Genomic DNA, 18,688 nt, shown 5'->3' with positions numbered 1-18,688 from the left:
TCCCTCTGAACGGGAACAGAGTTGGAACAAACGTGCCGCTACCGACAGTTAAATTGCTGCAACCCAGCCCGACAACTCGCGCCGCGCGAGGGCTTCGAGCATCGCCATGCCCGGTTCGCGGGCGTTGAGGCAGGGGAGGACGGCGAGGCGCTCGCCGCCCGCTTCCTCGAAAACCTCGCGGCCGCGGATCGCCAGTTCCTCCAGCGTTTCCACGCAATCGGCCGAGAAGCCGGGGGCCAGGATGGCGAGGCGCCGGGTGCCGGCCTTTGCCTCGGCCACAAGCACGGTCTCGGTGGCGGGTTCGAGCCATTTGGCGCGGCCGAAGCGGGACTGGAAGCTGGTCTCGACGCGCAGGTCCGGCAGGCGCAGGGCCAGCCGCTCGGTCAGCAGGCGCGAGGTCTTGCGGCAGTGGCAATGGTAGGGATCGCCGAGGTGCAGTGTGCGCTCGGGCATGCCGTGGTAGGAGAGCAGCAGCACTTCCGGCGTGAAATCGAGCGCGGACACATGCGCGACGACGTCTTCCTCCAGCGCGGCGATATAGGCCGAATCGTCGTGGTAGGGCGGCAGCGTGCGCAGCGCGGGCTGCCAGCGCATGGCGCGCAGGGCGTCGCCCAGCTTGTCCATCACCGAGGCGGTCGTCGCCCCCGAATACTGCGGGTAGAGCGGGGCGACGAGGATACGATCGATCCCTGCATCCTTCATCGCCTGCAGGCGCAAGGGGAGTGAGGGATTGCCGTAGCGCATCGCCCAATCCACGGTGACCGTATTGCCCAGCCGCTCCTGAAGCGCGCGGGCCTGCGCGGCGGTAATGGCGGCGAGCGGCGAACCCTCGGGCGTCCAGACCTGGCTGTAGGCATGGGCGGACTTCGCCGGACGGGTGCGCAGGATGATGCCGTGGAGGATCGGCTTCCACGCGATCGCCGGGATCTCCACCACGCGTGGGTCGGAGAGGAATTCGGCAAGGTAGCGGCGCACCGCATCGGGCGTGGGCGCATCGGGCGTGCCGAGGTTGACGAGAAGGACGCCGACGCCTCCGGTCGCGACGGACGGGTGTTCTGGCGGGAGCTCAGGCGGTTTCATACGTCCTCGGCAAAGAAGGGGAGGCGGCGCAGGCGCAGGCCCGTCGCCGAGAAAAGTGCGTTGGCGACGGCCGGGGCGACGGCGGCGACGCCCAGCTCGCCCGGATCGGCGGGGTCTTCCTTGCTCTCGATGAAGTCCACCTCGATCGCGGGGCAGTCGGCCAGCGTCGGCAGGCCCATCGCGGCGAGGCTCTCGCTGTCCGGCCGCCCGCCTGCATAACGCACCGCGCAGCCGAGCGCGAGGCCGAGGCCGAAGACCAGCCCGCCCTCGATCTGCTGGCGGGCGATGTCGAGATTGACGATGCGGCCCACGTCGGCGACGGCGCTCAGGCGGTCGACCCGCACGCCTTCGGCCTCGCGCCGGGCGCTGGCGATGACGGCGATGCGGCCGTTTCCTATCACGTGGCAGGCAAGCCCCTGCCCGCTGGCATCCGAGCCGCCGCCCCATTGCGCCAGCGCCGCGACGCGCTGGAGGCAGGCGGCGAGGCGCGGGTCGTGGCCCAGCATCGCCATGCGGTAGGACAAGGGCTCGCGCCCCGCCTTGTGGGCAAGTTCGTCGACGAAGCTCTCGTTGAAGAAGGCGGTCCAGCCGTGGGCATTGCCGCGCATCCGGGCAGTGGGCAGGCCGACGCGCACGGGGACATGGTCGATCGCGAGGTTGGGAATGGCGTAAGGCGGCACCGCGCCTTCGAGCGCCATCGGATCGGCATCGAGCGCGACTGCTTCGAGGGCTTCGTAAGGCGCCTCGCCGCCCAGCAGGCGGCGGCCGAACTCGCGCGCGGTCGCGGGTACGGTGATGCGCGCGCGCCAGCCGGCGATCTGGCCGTCGGTATCGGGACGCGCGGCCATCACCGCCGAGACCGGCGCACGGGGCAGGCCGGCGCGGAATTCCTCACGCCGGGACCATGTGAGCTGGACGGGCTTGCCCACCTCCCTGGCGATCAGCGCGGCCTCCACGGCATGGCCGAATTCAAGGCGGCGGTCGAAGCTGCCGCCGATCGCGACGGGGTAGAGCACGACGTCGCGCACCGCCATGCCGAGTGCCGCCGCGACAGCCTCGCGCGTGGCTTGCGGGGCCTGCGTGCCGACCCAGAGTTCCAGCTTGCCGTCGTGGAGCCACGCAGTCGCGGCGGCGGTTTCGATGGTGACGTGGATTGCGGGAGAGACTTCGTAGCCGAGTTGGATCGGCAGGCGGTCCTTCACGAGCGCCATGTCGCCCGCCGAATAGATGCGGTGCGCGTCGGCATTGTGAAGCGCCTCGTCCATCGCGGTGTCGACGGCGTCGGATTCGGCCCCGGCAGCGACGCGGAAACCCGGTTCCATGCGGGTCAGCGCCTGCTCGGCGGCCCAGCCGTCGGTGGCGACGGCGGCGACCCATGCGGCGTCTCCTTCCGGGCTGCGGACGGTGCGCAGGAAGCCGAGCATGTCCTTCGCCGCGCTCTCGTCGAGGTCGGAGAGGAAGATCTTCCTGCCGATCGGGCCATGGCGGATCGCGGCGAAGACCATGTCGGGCAGGCGCACGTCGCCTGCGAAAGTCCACGAGCCATCGACCTTGGAAGGCAGGTCGAGACGCGGATAGCTGAGGCGCGCGCCGGGCGGGAATTCGCCGGGACGCTCGGCCATGGCTTCAGGGCGCAGCGGCGGGGTCGAGGGCGGGGAAAAGCGGGCAGCCTCGGAGGCCAGCGGGCCGAAAGGCAGCTTCTTGTTTTCGTGCGTGACGAAGCCGTTCGCGACCTCGCACTCCTCCCAGGCGACGCTCCAGCGGGCGGCGGCGGCCTGCGCCAGCATCGCGCGGGCAGAGGCGGCGGCGGCGCGGGCTCCGGCCTCGTAGGCGGCGATCTCGGTGCCGTCGGCGGTGACGTCGAAGACGTGGCTCTCGGCCCAGCGGCGGGTCAGGAGGTCGTCCGGTTCATCCGCCAGCGAGGGTAGCAGCGGCATCCAGAGCGGAGCCCACTTCGCCGCCAGCGCGAGGTTGGCGTAAAGGGCACTCACGGGGGCTGGCTCGGCGGCGACCTGCCGCCAGTCCGCGCCGAGTTCATGCGCGACGATCTGCGGAATGAGCGTGGTGACGCCCTGCCCCATCTCCACTTGCGGGACCGAAACGGTGACGACACCGTCCGTACCGATCCTGATCCACGCATCGAAGGCGAACTCCCCCTCGCGCGGCTGCAGCGGCAGCGGATAGCTGCGCGGGCGCAGCATGTAGCCGAGCGCGAGCCCGCCGCCTGCCAGCGCTCCGATGAGCACGTTACGGCGGCTCACCGCCATCAGGGGTTGGCGTCCAGCCAGGCCGCGACTTGCGCGGCGAGCCCGGTGAAGGCTTCGGCTTGCGGGCCGGTCCCGGCCGCGGTGGGCGTGCCCGCATCAGCCTCGCGCCGGATTGCGATGTCGAGGGGGATGCGGCCGAGGAAGGGCACGTCCATCTCCTTCGCGGAGGCTTCCGCGCCGCCGCAGCCGAAGGGATCGCTGACTTCGCCGCAGTGGGGGCAGGCATAGCCCGCCATGTTCTCGACCACGCCGACGACGGGGACGCCGCCTTTGGTGAACAGCTCGACCGCGCGGGTCGCGTCGATCAGCGCCAGGTCCTGCGGGGTGGAGACGATCACCGCGCCTGCGGGCTTGCAGCGCTGGAGCATGGTGAGCTGCACGTCGCCGGTGCCGGGCGGCAGGTCGACGATGAGCACTTCGGCGCCTTCCCAGTGCCCCTCGACCAGCTGGAGCAGCGCGCCGGAGATCTTCGGCCCGCGCCAGGCGATCGCCTGCCCGGCATTGGAGAGGTGCGCCATCGACAGCGCCGGGACGCCCCACCGGCTCTCGACGGGAACCAGCCTGCCTTCGTGCGCCGTGGCGCGCTGGCCCTCAGTGCCGAGCAGACGCGCCTGCGAGGGACCGTAGATGTCCGCATCGACGAGGCCAACACGCCGTCCCATCCGGGCCAGCGCCACCGCGAGATTGGCCGAAAGCGTGGATTTGCCGACGCCGCCCTTGCCCGATCCGACCGCGATGATGCGTGGTCCCTTGGGTGGTGCGGGCTCGGTTTTATCCGCCATCATCGCCACGCGCACTTCGGCGACTTTGCCGCCAAGCGCATCGCGCACATGCGCTTCCAGTCCTGCCCGCGCCGCCGCATCGAGGCCGGTCGCATCGAGAACCAGCGTCGCGCGGCCGTCCGCCGCGCGCAGCGACTGGACACGCGCTGCGGCCTCGGGCCGAAGCAGCGCCTTGAGATCGTCGCTTTCGGTTCCTGCCCCAAGACCTTCGGCGCTGCTCACTCGTCGTCTCCAGTAGATTGCCGGTTCGTTTCCGGCGTGTCCGTCATGGCCGAGGGATACCCCGGCGCTCGCCGCTCAGGTGGCGTACGCGGGGAAAAAGGGCAAGAGAGGCACTGTTATTTGCCCGAGGGGTTCTTATAGATAGCCTCATGACAGCTATCGGTGGTGCAGACACGCCTGGCGGCGTGCCGGGGGACGGAACGGGAATTTCCCAGATGACGGGACGCAACAGCCCGTGGGGCGGCGGCGGCAATGACGGCGGCGGTAGCGGAGACGGCGACGGGTCCGACGGCGCAGACGCATCCGGCAGCCAGCCCGACGAGCCGCAGTCCGAAACCCCCGAGCGCAAAGGCCCCCGCAATCCCTGGCTCCCCAGCGGAGAGGGCACCCCGCCCCGCCGCTCGGCCAGCATCGAGGACATCTTTCGGCGCGGCGACCAGCGGCGCCCCGGTGGCGGAGGCGGCGGCCCGCGCGGCCCCGGCGGCTTCCCCAACCTGCCGCGCCGTCCGGACGGCAAGTCGTGGCTGCCGCTCGGCATCGGCGCCGCCGTGCTGGTGGTGCTCGGTTTCTCCAGCGTCCACATGCTCGGCCCCAAGGAACAGGGCGTGGTCACCACGCTCGGCCAGTATTCGCGCACCGTCGATTCGGGCGTGAGCCTGACCCTCCCTTGGCCGATCGAGCAGGTGAAGGTCGTCGATGTCAGCTCGTTCCAGGTCGTGGCCGTGCCCGACAACGAGAACGAGAAGCTGATGCTCACCAGCGACAAGAGCCTGGTCGATCTCAGCTACCTCGTGCGCTGGAACATCAAGGGCCTGAAGGACTACACCTTCCGCCTCGCCGACCCGGACGGCACCGTACAGGAAGTGGCCGAGGCCGCGATGCGCGCCTCGATCGCGCAAGTCTCGCTGGGCCAGGCTCTGTCCGGTGCAGGCCGTGCGCAAGTCGAGCAGGACGTGGGCGAGCGCATGCAGCGCATCCTCGACTTCTACCGCTCGGGCATCGCCATCCAGGGCGTCGAGATCAAGAAGGCCGACCCGCCCGCCAAGACCAAGGGCGCGTTCGACAACGTCAACGTCGCCCAGCAGGAAGCCGAGCGCGACCGTTCCGAGGCGCGCGCCTGGGCGCAGCAGGTAATCGCCCGCGCCCAGGGCGATGCCAGCTCGTTCGACAAGGTCTACGAGGAATACAGGCTCGCCCCCGAAGTGACCAAGCGCCGCATGTACTACGAAACGATGGAACGCGTCCTGCGCGACAATGACACGGTGGTCGGCGAAAAGGGCGTGAACACCGTCCTGCCGCTGCCCGAGATGCAGCGCCGTGCCGCACCCGCTCCCGACACCTCGGTCAGCGTACCGACCAGCACGGGAGGTCAGTGATGAACCTGTGGCATGACTACAAGGCCGCGTGGATCGCGGCGGGCGCCGTCGTCGTCGGATTGATGATGAGCACCATCGTCGTTCCCGAGGACGAGCAGGCGGTCGTCGTCCAGACCGGCCGCCCGGTGCGGGTCTACAACCCCTATATCGCCAACGCGGCCTACGGGCAGACCGGCGCGGGCGTGCACTGGCGCATCCCGCTGGTCGAGCAGGTGATCCGCATCGACAAGCGCCTGCTTTCGGTCGACATGCAGCAACAGCAGGTGCTCTCCACCGACCAGCAGCGGCTGAACGTGGACGCCTATGCCCGCTACCGCATCGTCGATCCGATCAAGATGGTCCGCTCCGCCGGCACCAGCGAGCGGGTGACGCAGCAGCTCGAACCGATCCTCTCCTCGGTCGTGCGCCAGGAACTGGGCAAGCGCACCTTCCAGTCGCTGCTCACCGCCGAACGCGGCGCGGCGATGGAGAACATCCGCAAGCTGCTCGACCGCGAGGCCGCCGAATACGGCGCACAGGTCGTCGACGTGCGGATCAAGCGCGCCGACCTGCCCGAGGGCGCGCTCGCCGCTGCCTTCGTGCGCATGGAAGCGGGCCGCCAGGAAGAGGCGAAGACGATCGCCGCGCAGGGCCAGCGCGACGCGCAGATCATCCGCGCCGAGGCCGAGGCCCAGGCCGCGAAGATCTACGCCGACAGCTTCGGCAAGGACGCGCAGTTCTACGACTTCTACCGCGCGATGCAGAGCTACGCGGTGTCGTTCGGCAAGGGCGCGCCCGGCAGCCCGAACGGCGCCAAGACCATTCTGCTCTCGCCGGACAATGCCTATCTGAATCATTTCAGGGAGCCGTGAGCGGTTTCGGCCGTTGCCCATCGGGAGTTGGCGGCCGGAACTTCGTAAAAGTGGCGGATTTCCGCATCATTCAAATCCGGTTAAGCTCGCGGGGCGTGAAACCGCTTCGGGGTTACCAGTCGGATCTTGGCGCAAGCCGCCGAAACGGAGGAATCAAAGGACGTGAAGCCAGTGCGATATGCCTATGGACTGACCACAGCGCTCCTCATCGGAGGCGCTACCGCATCGCTCGTCACCGGCTACCCCGCAGGTGCCCAGGTGGCCCAGAACGAGGCCAGCGAAATTTCGAAGGTGGTGCCGCGTGCCGGTGCCCCCGCCAGCTTCGCGGATCTCACCGCGCAGTTGCAGCCCGCCGTCGTCAATATCTCGACCCGCCAGAAGGTGCAGGTCGCGGGCGGCGGCGCCAACCCCTTCGCGGGCACTCCGTTCGAAGGGCTGTTCGGCGGACAGGGTGGCGGTAACGGCGCGCCCCAGACGCGTGAGGCCCAGTCGCTCGGCTCGGGCTTCATCATCTCGGCGGACGGCTATGTCGTGACCAACAATCACGTCATCACCGCCGAGGGCAAGGGACAGGTCGAATCGATCACCGTCACCATGCCCGACGGCGCCGAGTATCCCGCTAAGCTGATCGGCAAGGACGCCGCATCCGACCTTGCGGTGCTCAAGATCGACGCGGGCAAGAGCCTGCCGTTCGTCAAGTTCGGTGACAGCCGCAAGGCGCGCGTGGGCGACTGGATCATCGCCATCGGCAACCCGTTCGGCCTCGGCGGCACGGTGACCTCGGGCATCGTCTCGGCCGTCTACCGCTCCACCCAGAGCGGCGGCGCCTATGACCGCTACCTGCAGACCGACGCGGCGATCAACCGGGGCAACTCGGGCGGTCCGATGTTCGACATGAACGGGCAGGTGATCGGCATCAACAACGCGATCTTCTCGCCCACGGGCGGCAGCGTCGGCATCGGCTTCGCCATTCCCGCGGAGATCGCGGCCCCGCTCGTCCAGAAGCTCATCAAGGGCGAGGCGATCGAGCGCGGCTATCTTGGCGTGCGCATCCAGCCGGTGACCGAGGACATCGCCGATTCTGCTGGGCATCGCCCACAACAAGGGCGAGTTCATCCAGATGGTCGAGCCTGACGGCCCGGCGGCCAAGTCCGGCATGCAGGCGGGCGACGTCGTCGTCACGGTCGACGGCAAGGAAGTCACCAAGGATCAGACGCTGTCCTACATCGTCGCCAACACCAAGCCGGGCGCACGCATCCCGGTCGAAGTGATCCGCGGCGGCAAGCGCCAGACCCTGACCGCCACGGTCGCCAAGCGCCCGAGCGAGGACGAGCTTTCGCAGTCCTTCACGCCCGATGGCGACGAAGACGGCGATGCGTTCAACAATCCGCCCCAGAAGCAGGAAAAGGGCGTGATCGAGAACTCGCTGGGCCTGACCGTGACCCCGCTGACGGCCACCATCGCCCGCCAGCTCGGCGCGGCCGACGGCACCAAGGGCGTGGTCATCGTGGCGGTCGATCCGAACTCGGACGCGGGCCAGAAGGGCTTCCAGCGCGGCTTCATCATCCTGCAGGCCAACGGCCGTCCGGTGACGACCGCAGCGGACCTGACCGCCGCGATCAACGCCGCCAAGGCGGAAGGCCGCTCGGCCCTCCTCCTGCGCGTCCAGCCGCGCGGCCAGCAGGCGACTTTCGTGCCGGTGCGCCTGCGCTGACACGACGCGCCGAGGCGTAAAGGAAAAGGCCCGCCGGAGCGATCCGGCGGGCCTTTTCGTGTGTGGGAGATGGGCCAACGTCATCCCAGCGAAGGCTGGGACCGCCGGCCGCGTAAAACCCAATCACCGGCAGGGCGCCCTAACGATAGTTGGCAGTAATGGGCGAGCGGTCCCAGCCTTCGCTGGGATGACGCGGTTTGGTTTGAAACGACGCGGCGATCAGGGCTGCGTTGTACCGGGTATCCGCGTCGGCGTCGGACGCGGCGTCGGCATCACGCGCGGGACCGGCGTGGGACGCGCGCCCGGATAGGCCCCGGTGCCCTGCCCCGGACGCAGGCCCGGATCTTCCCGCTCGCCCCCGGTGGCGCGGTCGAGGAAGTCGTTGCCCGCAGCGGGCGGTGCAACCGGCGCACCCTGCGGCCCGTAGTCCGGCGGAACCACGCCGCCGTTCGGCGCCTGCCCGTTCGGAACCCCGCCATAAGGCGGCTGGTCTGGCGTGGCGCCGTCAGGGTGGACGAGGTTGCCGTTCTCGTCGGTGTAGTAATAGTCGTCAGGATTGCCCTGCATCTGCTCGTCATCGGGCTCCAGCTGCCATTCGGGCAGCTTGAGTTCGGTGTCGAACTGCTCGACCGGGCGCTTGGCGACGGCGACCTTCATGTAGTCCGAGAATGCCCGCGCCGGAGCATGACCGCCGGAGAGCCCCGCGACCCGCTTGGCGTCGTCGCGACCCATCCATACGCCGGTCGTAATGCCGCTGGAGAAGCCGAGGAACCAGCCGTCCTTGTTCGAGCTGGTGGTGCCGGTCTTGCCCGCTACCGGACGCCCGATCTGCGCGGCGCGGCCCGTGCCGATCGCCACGGCGGTCTGCAGCAGGTCGGTAATGCCAGCCGCCACGTAATGCGGCACCAGCACCTGGCCCTGCACCGACTTGTGCTCGTAGAGCAGCTCGCCCGAGGTCGTGGTGACCTTGGTGATGCCGTAGGGCTCCACCGAAGTACCGCCCGCCGACACCGCCGCGAAAGCGCGTGTCATGTCGATCACGCGCACTTCGGAAGTCCCCAGTACCATCGCCGGCTTGGTGTTGATATTGGTGGTGATGCCGAAGCGCTTGGCCATGCTGGCGACGGTGCCGAAGCCGACCTCGTTGCCCAGCTGCGCGGCGACGGTGTTCTTGGAATAGGCGAAGGCGGTGCGCACATCGATCTGGCCGGCGAAGTTGCGGCCGTCGTTCTGCGGGCTCCAGCCCTGGATCGTCACCGGCTCGTCCACGACGCGATCGTCGGGGGTGTAGCCCGCCTCAAGCGCGGCAAGGTAGACGAACAGCTTCCACGACGAACCCGGCTGGCGCAGCGCCGAAGTGGCGCGGTTGTAGTTCGAGTTCACGTAATCCGTGCCCCCGACCATCGCCAGCACCGCGCCATCCTTGTCGAGACTGACGAGCGCGCCCTGCGCCCCTTGGGCACGTTGGCGTCGATCGACTTGGTCGCCGCGTCCTGCATCGCCGGGTCGAGCGTGGTCCACACCTCGATCGGCTCGTTGTTCTCAGGCAGCAACATGTCGAGCTGCGGCAGCGCCCAGTCGGTGAAATAGCGGACCGAGTTCTGGCCCTTCTCCTTCGCGACCTGCACGTCCGAGAAATCGACGCTGTCCGCCTCCGCCTGCGAGATCACGCCTTCGCGCGCCATCAGGCCGAGCACGACCTTGCCGCGCCCCTTGGCGGCCTCGACGTCCGCGGTGGGCGAGTAGTTCGACGGGGCCTTCACCAGCCCGGCGATGATCGCCGATTCGGCGGTCGAGAGTTCGGTGGCCGGGTGGCCGAAGAACTTGCGGCTCGCCGCGTCGATGCCATAGGCGCCGCCGCCGAAGTAGACCTTGTTGAGGTACAGTTCGAGGATCTGGTCCTTGGTGAACTTCCTCTCGAGCGCCAGCGCCAGCACCATCTCTCGCGCCTTGCGATTCCACGATCGGGTGTTGGTGAGGAAGATGTTGCGCGCCAGCTGCTGCGTCAGCGTCGAGGTCGCCTTGGCGCGGCTGTCGGTGGTGATCGACATGTAGACTGCGCGGGCCAGACCGATCGCATCGACGCCGGGATGCTCGCGGAAGCGGCGATCCTCGACCGAGACGATGGCATCACGCATGATCGCGGGGATCTCGTCATAGGGCATCCACTTGCCGTAGCTCGGCCCGAGCGAGACGAGTTCGCGCCCGTCGCGCGCGCGCACGACGATCATCTGGCCGTTTTGGCTGCTCTTCAGCGCCGAATAGTCGGGCAGTTCGCGCATCGTGAAGAACACGGCGGTGCCCAGGAAGATCGCGCCGAGCAGCGCCAGCGCGCCGCCCCATATGAACACGCCGCGCAGGATGCGGCGCCAGAGCGGCTTCTTGTCGGAAGAAGAGGAAGCTGCGCGCGAGGCACGGCTGCCCCCGGAGCTTTTGGGGCCGGAATTCTTGGCCATGGGTAGGATGCAAACCCCAATAAGGACGGATGTGTCGGGTCGCTCCTACACTTTGCATGGCGATTTGTAACCCGAGGTGAACACGGGTGCGGGGGAAAGGCAGCGGATGGCCGGCCCACCCCGTCCGGCTAAGCCCTGCGGGCCAAGCCTCCCGGCCCTCCCGCAAGCGGGAGGGCGATCCGTGTTTTCTCCCTCCCACTTGCGGGAGGGGCCGGGAGTGGGCCTTCCTTCTTACTTCGGCTCGAAGTCCAGCGAGGCGCTGTTGATGCAGTACCGCAGCCCCGTCGGCGCCGGGCCATCGGGGAACACGTGGCCGAGGTGTCCATCACACTTCGCACAAGTCACTTCCGTACGGACCATCCCGTGCGAGGTATCGCGGTGCTCGTCGATCGCGGCTTCGTCCACCGGCGCGGTATAGCTCGGCCAGCCGCACCCCGAATTGAACTTGTCATCGGATTCGAACAGCGGCGCGCCGCAGCCCGCGCAGGTATAGAGCCCTTCCTGCTTGTTGCCGTCGTATTTGCCGGTGAAGGCTCGCTCGGTGCCTGCCTGACGCAGCACATAGTACTGCTCTGGGCTGAGGCGCTCGCGCCATTCTTCATCGGTGAGGTGCATCTTGTCGGTCATCGGGGAGGCTCTCCTTTGGCGCGGATATGGGGCGGAACGAGGCCAAATTCCAGTGAGTCCGTCGTCCCGGACCTGATCCGGGACGACGACCAATCAGTACGGGGCGCCGTCCTTGTGGAAGTAGCCCTCGCCGTCGAACTTCATGTCGATGTCCGAATAGGCGCCGCCGCCGTTCGGATCGCCTGCGCTGATGGCGATGAAGGTGCAGTCGGCCTCGCTCTCGTTCACGAGGTGGTGCCCGTCGCGCACGCCTTTCGCCCAGGCGCAGACGTCGCCCGCGCGCAGCAGCGTGCGCCCGCCGTCTTCCACCAAGACCGCCTCGCCCGAGAGCATGACCAGCAGTTCGTCCTCGTCGTCGTGCCAGTGGCGCTGGCTGGACCAGGCGCCCGGCTTCAGCACCACATGGCTCGCGCCCATCTGCGTCAGTCCGCCGGCAGGAGCGAGGCGCCGCCACCAGCGGCCCTCCACCGCCGCGTCGAAAGGCGCCGGATAGCCGGTGCGGTTGGCCTGCGGGATGGCCTCGATGTCGAGCCGGGGCATGGACGGTCTCCTATGGTCATGGTGCGCCTATTATGCGATGGCGCTGCCCCTATGTCCCAGACCGCCCCTCTCGCCGCAACTGTCGCCGATCTCGCCGAGGCGCTGATCGCCTGCCCCAGCGTCACCCCGGCCACCGGCATGGTGTTCGACTGCCTGGAGAACCAGCTGGCACCGCTCGGCTTCGAGATCACCCGCTTCATCGCGGGAGAAGCGCCGGACGGCCCGGTCGAGAACCTCTTCGCGATCTGCCGCGGCCCCGAGGCTTCGCGCCACTTCGCCTTCGCCGGCCACCTCGACGTGGTGCCGCCGGGCGAAGGCTGGACCAGCGCGCCGTTCCTGCCCGAGAGGCGCGGTCTCGAGGGGCAGGAACTGCTTTACGGACGCGGCGCGGTGGACATGAAGGGCTCGATCGCGGCCATGGTCGCGGCCGTCACGCATATCCCGCCTGAAACCGGCACTGTCAGCTTCATCATCACCGGCGACGAGGAAGGCCCGGCGCGCTTCGGCACCCTCGCCCTCATCGACCTGATGCGCGAAAAGGGCGAGATTCCCGACCTTTGCCTCGTCGGCGAGCCGACCTCGGTGAACCGCCTCGGCGACATGATGAAGGTCGGCCGTCGCGGTTCCGTCAACATCTGGCTGGAAGTCGAGGGCGTGCAGGGCCACGTCGCCTACCCGCACCTCGCCGACAATCCGATCACCAAGCTGGTGGCGATGCTCGCCGAACTCGACGCCATCGTGCTCGACGAGGGCACCGACTGGTTCCAGGCGAGCAACCTCGAAGTCACCGACGTTTCCTGCGGCAACCCGGCCACCAACGTGATCCCGGCGAAGGCTTCGGCGCGCATCTCGATCCGTTTCAACGACCTGCACACCGGCGAGGGCCTTGCCGCGCGCGTCGCCGAGATCGCGCAGCGGCACGGCGGCACCGCCCGCCCCGTGATCTCGGGCGAGGCGTTCCTGACGCAGCCCGGCGCGTTCTCCGCCATGCTGGCCGAAGCGATCCGCGCCGAGACCGGGGTAGAGCCCGAACTCTCGACCAGCGGCGGCACTTCGGACGCGCGGTTCCTCAAGGATCTCTCGCCGGTGATCGAGTTCGGCCTGTGCAACGCGACGATGCACAAGCGCGACGAAGCCGTGGCCGTGGCGGACCTCGACGCTCTCGCCCGCATCTACGAGCGGGTGACGCTGGCAGCTCTGAGGGGCTGACCCGGAATTAGTTTCGAGGGCAAGCGGGCCGAAACGCAAGGCCCTGCGTCTTGCAACCGGGTGAAACCTCGCCCCCGTCATTGACCGCACCGGCCACACTGATAGGCTCCGGCGCTTTCACGACGCCACCATTAACAAGGGGTTCGCAATGGGCAGGCGCCTGACGCTCTACATTCTCATCGGCATGGTCCTCGGCATCGCCGCGGGCTACATGCTCCACGCGAGCCTTCCGGCGGACGATCCGCACCTCAAGCAGTGGGCCGATTATTTCCGGCTGCTGCCCGACGTGTTCCTCAAGCTGATCAAGATGATCCTCGCGCCGCTGGTCTTCGCGACGATCGTGACCGGCATCGCGGGCATGGGCGACAGCGCCGCGCTCGGCCGCATCGGCGGCAAGGCGCTGGGCTGGTTCATCACCGCCAGCCTCGTCTCGCTGAGCCTCGGCCTGATCCTCGTCAACCTGTTCCAGCCCGGCGTCGGCGTCGGCCTCGAAAGCAGCGCCGACGTGGGCGACCTCGAGATGGGCGAGCTGACGCTGCGCCACTTCATCCTCGAGATCTTCCCGGCCAGCCCATTGGCGGCGATGGCCGAGAACAACATCCTGCAGATCCTGGTCTTCTCGGTCTTCGTCGGCGTCGGCCTCACCGCCATCGGCGAGCGCGGCGCGCCGATCGTGCGCGCCACCGAAGCGCTGTCCGAACTGATGCTGCAGATCACCGGCTACGTCATGCGCTTTGCGCCCTTCGCGGTGTTCGGCGCGATCGCCGCCGTCATCGGCACGCAGGGCCTCGGCATCATCGTGACCTACGGTGTGCTGGTCAGCGAGTTCTACCTTGCGATGGCTCTCCTGTGGGTGCTGCTGTTCTGCGCGGGCGGCCTGTTCCTGGGCAAGCGCGTGGTCACGCTGTTCCGCTACATTCGCGAGCCGCTGCTGCTCTCGTTCTCGACCGCATCGTCGGAGGCGAGCCTGCCCAAGCTGTTCGAGCAGCTCGACCGCTTCGGCGTGCCGCGCCGCATTTCGGGCTTCATCCTGCCGCTGGGCTACAGCTTCAACCTCGACGGCTCGATGATCTACATGACCTTCGCGTCGATGTTCATCGCGCAGGCTTACGGTATCCATGTGCCGGTGATGACGCAGATCCTGATGCTGCTGACGCTGATGGTCAGTTCCAAGGGCATCGCCGGGGTGCCGCGCGCCAGCCTCGTGGTGATCGCCGCGACGTTGACGCAGTTCGGCCTGCCGGTCGAAGGCATCGCGCTGCTGCTGGGCGTGGACACTTTCCTCGACATGGGCCGCTCGGCCACCAACGTGGTGGGCAATGCCGTGGCGACGGCGGTGATCACCCGCTCGGAAGGCATGCTGCAGCCGCTGATGGACCCCGATGCGGAAGTGCTGCACTCACCTTCGCACACCGCCGCCGACGGGCGGCGCGGGCTCAACATCGACCCCGAGCAGTACGAGGGGTAATAAGCACCCTTCGTCATTGCGAGCGTAGCGAAGCAATCCAAGGCGGTTTCATGCTGCCCTGGATTGCTTCGCTACGCTCGCAATGACGAATCAGCGGGCCAGCTTCACCGGCACGAACGGTCCCATGCCGCAGCCACCCATGCGCTGCCACTGGTTGCCGATCTGCTGCAGCGGATAGATGATGTCCTGTCGGCACAGCTGCGAGAGCGACGTTTCATACGTAAACGTGCCCGCCGATTTTAGCCCGCTGCACCGGTTGGGCAGCGTCACCCGCCAGACTTGCCCGCCCGCACCGCCGATGAAGTCGATCGTGTGATCGTCGCGAATGCGGGTGGTATTGAAACGCGTCACCGACAGGCAATCGACGGCGGCCCCGGTCGTCTCGGCGGCAGGCTCGGGCGGCGGCGTCTCACCCGGACCTTCCTGCGAACAGGCGGCGAGGGCAACGGTGGCAAGCAGCAGGGCAACGGGAGTTCTCATCGGCTCATCCTCTCGCTGGGCGAACGTCCGGCAAGCCCCATTGGCTCCCCGAAACCCGCCTTCGTCAAGAGGACGTAGGCCTCAGGCCGCAGCCTTCCTCGCACCCCGGTCGAGCACCTTGTCCTTGAAGGCGCACAAGTCCACCTCAGGGCATCGCCAGCACTCGGGCGTGCGCGCCTTGCAGATGTAGCGGCCGTGAAGGATCAGCCAGTGATGCGCGCCAACCCGGAACGGCTGCGGCACCTTCTTCTCGAGCTGCTTCTCCACCGCCAGCGGCGTCTTGCCCTTGGCGAGCCCCGTGCGGTTGCCGACGCGGAAGATGTGGGTGTCGACCGCGAAGGTCTCGGCCCCGAAGGCGCAGTTCATCACCACGTTGGCGGTCTTGCGGCCGACGCCGGGCAGCTCGACCATGGCATCGCGGTCCGCCGGAACCTCGCCGCCATGCCGGTCCACCAGGATCTGCGAGAGGGCGATGACGTTCTTGGCCTTGGTGTTGAACAGGCCGATCGTCTTGATGTGCTGCTTCAGCCCCTCTTCGCCGAGGTCCACCATCTGCTGCGGCGTCTTCACGTACTCGAACAGCGCGCGCGTCGCCTTGTTGACGCCCACGTCGGTCGCCTGCGCCGAGAGCGTGACGGCGACGAGCAACTGGTAGGTATTGCCGAATTCCAGCTCGGTCTCGGGCGAGGGATTGGCCTCCGCCAGACGGCGGAAGAACTCGAAGACGTCCGCCTTCTTCAAAGGCCCAGCACCTGCGGCATCGTGTAGCGGCCCGGCCCCTGCGCCAGCAGCCACTGCGCCGCCTTCACCGCGCCCTTGGCGAAGATGCCCCGGTTCTCGGCGAGGTGCGAGAGCGAAAGACGCTCGTTGTCGGCGAGGAAATGAACGGTGTGGTCGCCCGCGACGGTGCCGCCGCGCAGGGCCGCGAAACCGATGGTGCCCGCCTCGCGCTTGCCGGTGATGCCGTCGCGGCCACGTACCGCGCTGTTCGCCAGCCCGACGCCGCGTCCGTCGGCGGCTGCCTCACCCAGAAGCAGCGCGGTGCCGGAGGGAGCGTCCACCTTCATGCGGTGATGCGTCTCGACGATCTCTATGTCCCAGTCCTCTCCCAGCCGCGACGCCGCCTCGCGCACCAGATGCGCGAGCAGCGTGACGCCGAGCGAGGTGTTGCCGGTCTGCAGGACGGGAATGTGCTCGGCCGCCGAATCGATCAGCCAGTGGTGGCGCTCCTCCAGCCCGGTGGTGCCGATGACGATCGGCAGCTTGGCGGCGATGGCGGCATCGAGGTTGCCTTCGAGCGCCGAAGGGCTGGAGAAATCGATCAGAATGTCGGCATTGGCTGCGACGGCCGAGGTGTCACCGCCCTTGTCGACGCCGCCCGCCAGATCCTCGCCCGCATCGGCAATGGCGGCCGCGATCGCCTGGCCCATGCGCCCCTGGCTGCCGATGATTCCGATTCGTGCCACGCTGCTGTCTCCGTCCGGGCGTAAAGTCCTGTCACGGCCGCATGGCGCAAACGCGCCGGTTCGACAAGCGCCGCGCGCACGCTAAGGTGAGCCATGAGCAGCATCCGCAACATCGTCATTCTCACCGGCGCGGGCGTTTCGGCCGAGAGCGGCATCGACACCTTCCGCGACGGCGGCGGTCTCTGGGAGCAGCACCGCGTCGAGGACGTCGCCACGCCCGAGGCCTTCGCGCGCGACCCCGACCTCGTCCTGCGCTTCTACGACATGCGCCGCGAAGCGATCCAGACCAAGCAGCCCAACGCTGCCCACCGCGCGCTGGCAAAGCTAGACGCGGAATGGGAAGGCGACCTGCTGATCGTCACTCAGAACGTGGATGACCTGCACGAACGCGCCGGAGCGAAACGCGTGCTCCATATGCACGGCGAGCACCTGAACGCCTGGTGCATGGCCTGCGACGAACGCCCGCGCTGGATCGGCCCGCTGATCGACCGTCCCGCCTGCCCCGAATGCGGAGAAGCGGCGCTGCGGCCGGACATCGTATGGTTCGGGGAAATGCCCTATCGCATGGACGAGATCTTCGCGGCGCTGGAGCAGGCGGACCTGTTCGTCTCGATCGGGACGTCCGGCGCGGTCTATCCGGCGGCGGGCTTCGTGCGCAATGCACGGGAACTCGGCGTGGAGACGCTGGAACTCAACCTCGAACCCTCGCAGGGGACCGCATGGTTCGACGAGGCGCGGCATGGACCGGCAAGCGAACTGGTGCCTGCGTGGGTGGAGGAGGTTCTGGCGTCGTCCCGGACCTGATCCGGGACCGCTGGCCGTGAACCGCCCGGCTAACGGCGAGGCATTTTGTCGATGGCTCTCGCCTAAAGACGCCCAGCGGTCCCGGATCAAGTCCGGGACGACGAATACCTCAGTGGTTACACCCCCGGCACGCGGGGTCCTTGGCGATCCTGAGCGGCCGCATCGACGGCGCCAGTCCGTCGATCAGATGCAAGGTCCCGAACTGCGGCTCGCCCAGCGCCGTGTGTCCCGCCAGCAGCACCCGCATCGCGTGCATCGACGCGAACGTGCCGACCATGCCGACCATCGCCCCGAGCACGCCGTCGGCGGCGCAGGTATCGCAGTCCACCGCGTCGAAGGCATCGCCCACGAAACAACGGTAGCAGGCGTGCCCCGGCAAGTGACCGGCGAAGTTCGCGACCTGCCCCTGGAACCGCCCGATCGCCGCCGTCGTCAGCGGAATGCCCAGTTTTACGCACGTATCTGACACGAGGAGCCGAGTCGCGAAGTTGTCACAGCCGTCCAGTACGAGGTCCGCGCCGGAAAGGACGTCACGCGTGTTGTCATCCCCCAGCCGCGCAACGACGGGATCGACCTTCAGGCCAAGATCAAAACGCCGCACCCATTCGGCCGCCGCTTCCGCCTTGGGCCTGCCGATATCCGATGGCGTATAAATCGTCTGGCGCTGCAAGTTGCTGACGTCGACCACGTCATCATCGACCAGCGTGAGACGGCCTATGCCGGCTGCGGCGAGATACTGCAGGACAGGACTGCCAATCCCGCCGCAGCCGACCAGCACCACATGCGCCTCGCTCAGCGCGACCTGTCCGGCCCCGCCGACTTCGGGCAGGACGATATGCCGCGCGAAGCGGCCGAGACGATCGGCGGTGAGCGTCATTTCGCCTGTTCGTCTCCGGGCGCTTCAGGCACGGCCGCTTCCACAAGCCGCTCCTTCACGAACCCGTGCATGCCGAACCACCACTGCACCGCGATGACGCCGCCCTTGGCGGGCTGGAGCATGCCGATCATCATCGCAATGGCCAGCGGCACTAGGATCGCGAACATCGCCATCGGCCCCAGGTCGTAGTCCACCGAAAGCGCTATGATCAGCGGCGCCATCAGGTGGCCGGTGACGATCATGGAGATGTATGCCGGAAAGTCGTCCGCACGCTGCGGCGTCAGGTCCATGGTGCAGACCGGGCAACGCTCGCGCGGCTTGAGCCACTTGTAAAACAGACTGCCCTCGCCGCAACGCGGGCAACGGCTGCGAAGGCCGCGAAGCAGGGCCTGCGAGAACGTGGCGGGAATCATGTCCAAGCGCCTACATCATACGGGCAGGCCGGTGAAGCAGATTGCGCTGGCGGCAA

15 protein-coding genes and 2 pseudogenes are annotated in these 18,688 nt (G+C 68.0%); 6 read left to right on the top strand and 11 right to left on the bottom strand.

What is annotated here, in order from left to right:
* Positions 1–48 precede the first annotated feature (48 nt).
* The 3 genes from hemH to KZO24_RS01275 are packed head-to-tail and all read right to left on the bottom strand — an operon-like array spanning position 49 to position 4,351.
* Positions 49–1,080, bottom strand: coding sequence for a ferrochelatase (gene hemH, locus KZO24_RS01285; protein WP_271184533.1), 1,032 nt, complete (start codon positions 1,078–1,080; stop codon positions 49–51).
* Positions 1,077–3,347 (bottom strand): xanthine dehydrogenase family protein molybdopterin-binding subunit, encoded by a 2,271-nt coding sequence (locus KZO24_RS01280; RefSeq protein ID WP_271184532.1) that lies wholly within the window; start codon positions 3,345–3,347, stop codon positions 1,077–1,079. Before KZO24_RS01280 ends, hemH begins: the two co-directional genes overlap by 4 nt.
* Positions 3,347–4,351 carry an Mrp/NBP35 family ATP-binding protein gene (locus KZO24_RS01275; RefSeq protein ID WP_271184531.1) on the bottom strand — a complete coding sequence of 335 codons (1,005 nt, stop codon included), beginning with the start codon at positions 4,349–4,351 and terminating at the stop codon, positions 3,347–3,349. Before KZO24_RS01275 ends, KZO24_RS01280 begins: the two co-directional genes overlap by 1 nt.
* A 215-nt stretch (positions 4,352–4,566) precedes the next feature.
* On the opposite strand from KZO24_RS01275, the gene hflK reads away from it, so the two are divergent.
* The 3 genes and pseudogenes from hflK to KZO24_RS01260 all read left to right on the top strand — a co-directional run bounded on the left by hflK (position 4,567) and on the right by KZO24_RS01260 (position 8,292).
* On the top strand, positions 4,567–5,727 hold the full coding sequence (gene hflK, locus KZO24_RS01270; protein WP_036526337.1) for a protease modulator HflK: 1,161 nt from the start codon (positions 4,567–4,569) through the stop codon (positions 5,725–5,727).
* The gene (gene hflC / locus KZO24_RS01265; protein ID WP_271184530.1) at positions 5,724–6,578 is read left to right on the top strand and encodes a protease modulator HflC; all 855 of its coding nucleotides are present in this window, start codon (positions 5,724–5,726) and stop codon (positions 6,576–6,578) included. Before hflK ends, hflC begins: the two co-directional genes overlap by 4 nt.
* Before the next feature lie 171 nt (positions 6,579–6,749).
* A pseudogene (locus KZO24_RS01260) lies at positions 6,750–8,292 on the top strand (Do family serine endopeptidase).
* A gap of 219 nt (positions 8,293–8,511) precedes the next feature.
* On the opposite strand, the pseudogene KZO24_RS01255 reads toward KZO24_RS01260, so the two are convergent.
* From KZO24_RS01255 to KZO24_RS01245, 3 genes and pseudogenes are all read right to left on the bottom strand, one after another.
* A pseudogene (locus tag KZO24_RS01255) lies at positions 8,512–10,748 on the bottom strand (transglycosylase domain-containing protein).
* A 231-nt stretch (positions 10,749–10,979) separates the two neighbouring features.
* A complete protein-coding gene (gene msrB, locus KZO24_RS01250) occupies positions 10,980–11,375 on the bottom strand; it encodes a peptide-methionine (R)-S-oxide reductase MsrB (protein ID WP_271184528.1) in 396 nt (131 codons plus the stop codon).
* A 93-nt stretch (positions 11,376–11,468) separates the two neighbouring features.
* Positions 11,469–11,915, bottom strand: a complete 447-nt coding sequence (locus KZO24_RS01245) for a cupin domain-containing protein (protein WP_271184527.1) — start codon at positions 11,913–11,915, stop codon at positions 11,469–11,471.
* Between the two features lie 51 nt (positions 11,916–11,966).
* On the opposite strand from KZO24_RS01245, the gene dapE reads away from it, so the two are divergent.
* Entirely contained in the window at positions 11,967–13,124 is a 1,158-nt protein-coding gene (gene dapE / locus KZO24_RS01240) for a succinyl-diaminopimelate desuccinylase (protein WP_486486740.1), read from the top strand.
* A 148-nt stretch (positions 13,125–13,272) separates the two neighbouring features.
* Positions 13,273–14,592: a dicarboxylate/amino acid:cation symporter gene (locus KZO24_RS01235; protein WP_271184525.1), complete on the top strand. Its 1,320-nt coding sequence runs from the start codon at positions 13,273–13,275 to the stop codon at positions 14,590–14,592.
* Positions 14,593–14,682: 90 nt separating this feature from the next.
* Here the strand turns inward: KZO24_RS01235 and KZO24_RS01230 are convergent, their stop codons facing one another.
* The 3 genes from KZO24_RS01230 to dapB all read right to left on the bottom strand — a co-directional run bounded on the left by KZO24_RS01230 (position 14,683) and on the right by dapB (position 16,538).
* The gene (locus KZO24_RS01230; RefSeq protein WP_271184524.1) at positions 14,683–15,072 is read right to left on the bottom strand and encodes a hypothetical protein; all 390 of its coding nucleotides are present in this window, start codon (positions 15,070–15,072) and stop codon (positions 14,683–14,685) included.
* An 81-nt stretch (positions 15,073–15,153) separates the two neighbouring features.
* Positions 15,154–15,813 (bottom strand): endonuclease III, encoded by a 660-nt coding sequence (nth, locus tag KZO24_RS01225; RefSeq protein ID WP_271184523.1) that lies wholly within the window; start codon positions 15,811–15,813, stop codon positions 15,154–15,156.
* Positions 15,810–16,538: a 4-hydroxy-tetrahydrodipicolinate reductase gene (gene dapB / locus KZO24_RS01220; RefSeq protein ID WP_271184522.1), complete on the bottom strand. Its 729-nt coding sequence runs from the start codon at positions 16,536–16,538 to the stop codon at positions 15,810–15,812. Before dapB ends, nth begins: the two co-directional genes overlap by 4 nt.
* A 93-nt stretch (positions 16,539–16,631) precedes the next feature.
* Between dapB and KZO24_RS01215 the strand changes: the two genes are divergently transcribed.
* Positions 16,632–17,342, top strand: coding sequence for an NAD-dependent deacylase (locus KZO24_RS01215; protein WP_271184521.1), 711 nt, complete (start codon positions 16,632–16,634; stop codon positions 17,340–17,342).
* A gap of 109 nt (positions 17,343–17,451) precedes the next feature.
* Here the strand turns inward: KZO24_RS01215 and KZO24_RS01210 are convergent, their stop codons facing one another.
* Together KZO24_RS01210 and KZO24_RS01205 are read right to left on the bottom strand one after the other, a co-directional pair.
* The gene (locus KZO24_RS01210; protein ID WP_271184520.1) at positions 17,452–18,219 is read right to left on the bottom strand and encodes a HesA/MoeB/ThiF family protein; all 768 of its coding nucleotides are present in this window, start codon (positions 18,217–18,219) and stop codon (positions 17,452–17,454) included.
* Positions 18,216–18,632, bottom strand: coding sequence for a DUF983 domain-containing protein (locus KZO24_RS01205; protein ID WP_008829126.1), 417 nt, complete (start codon positions 18,630–18,632; stop codon positions 18,216–18,218). Before KZO24_RS01205 ends, KZO24_RS01210 begins: the two co-directional genes overlap by 4 nt.
* Positions 18,633–18,688: the final 56 nt, after the last annotated feature.

The organism is Novosphingobium sp. NFX11 (assembly GCF_057376415.1).
Note: the sequence above shows the minus strand (reverse complement) of the source record. Positions and strands in the feature narration are given on the sequence as shown.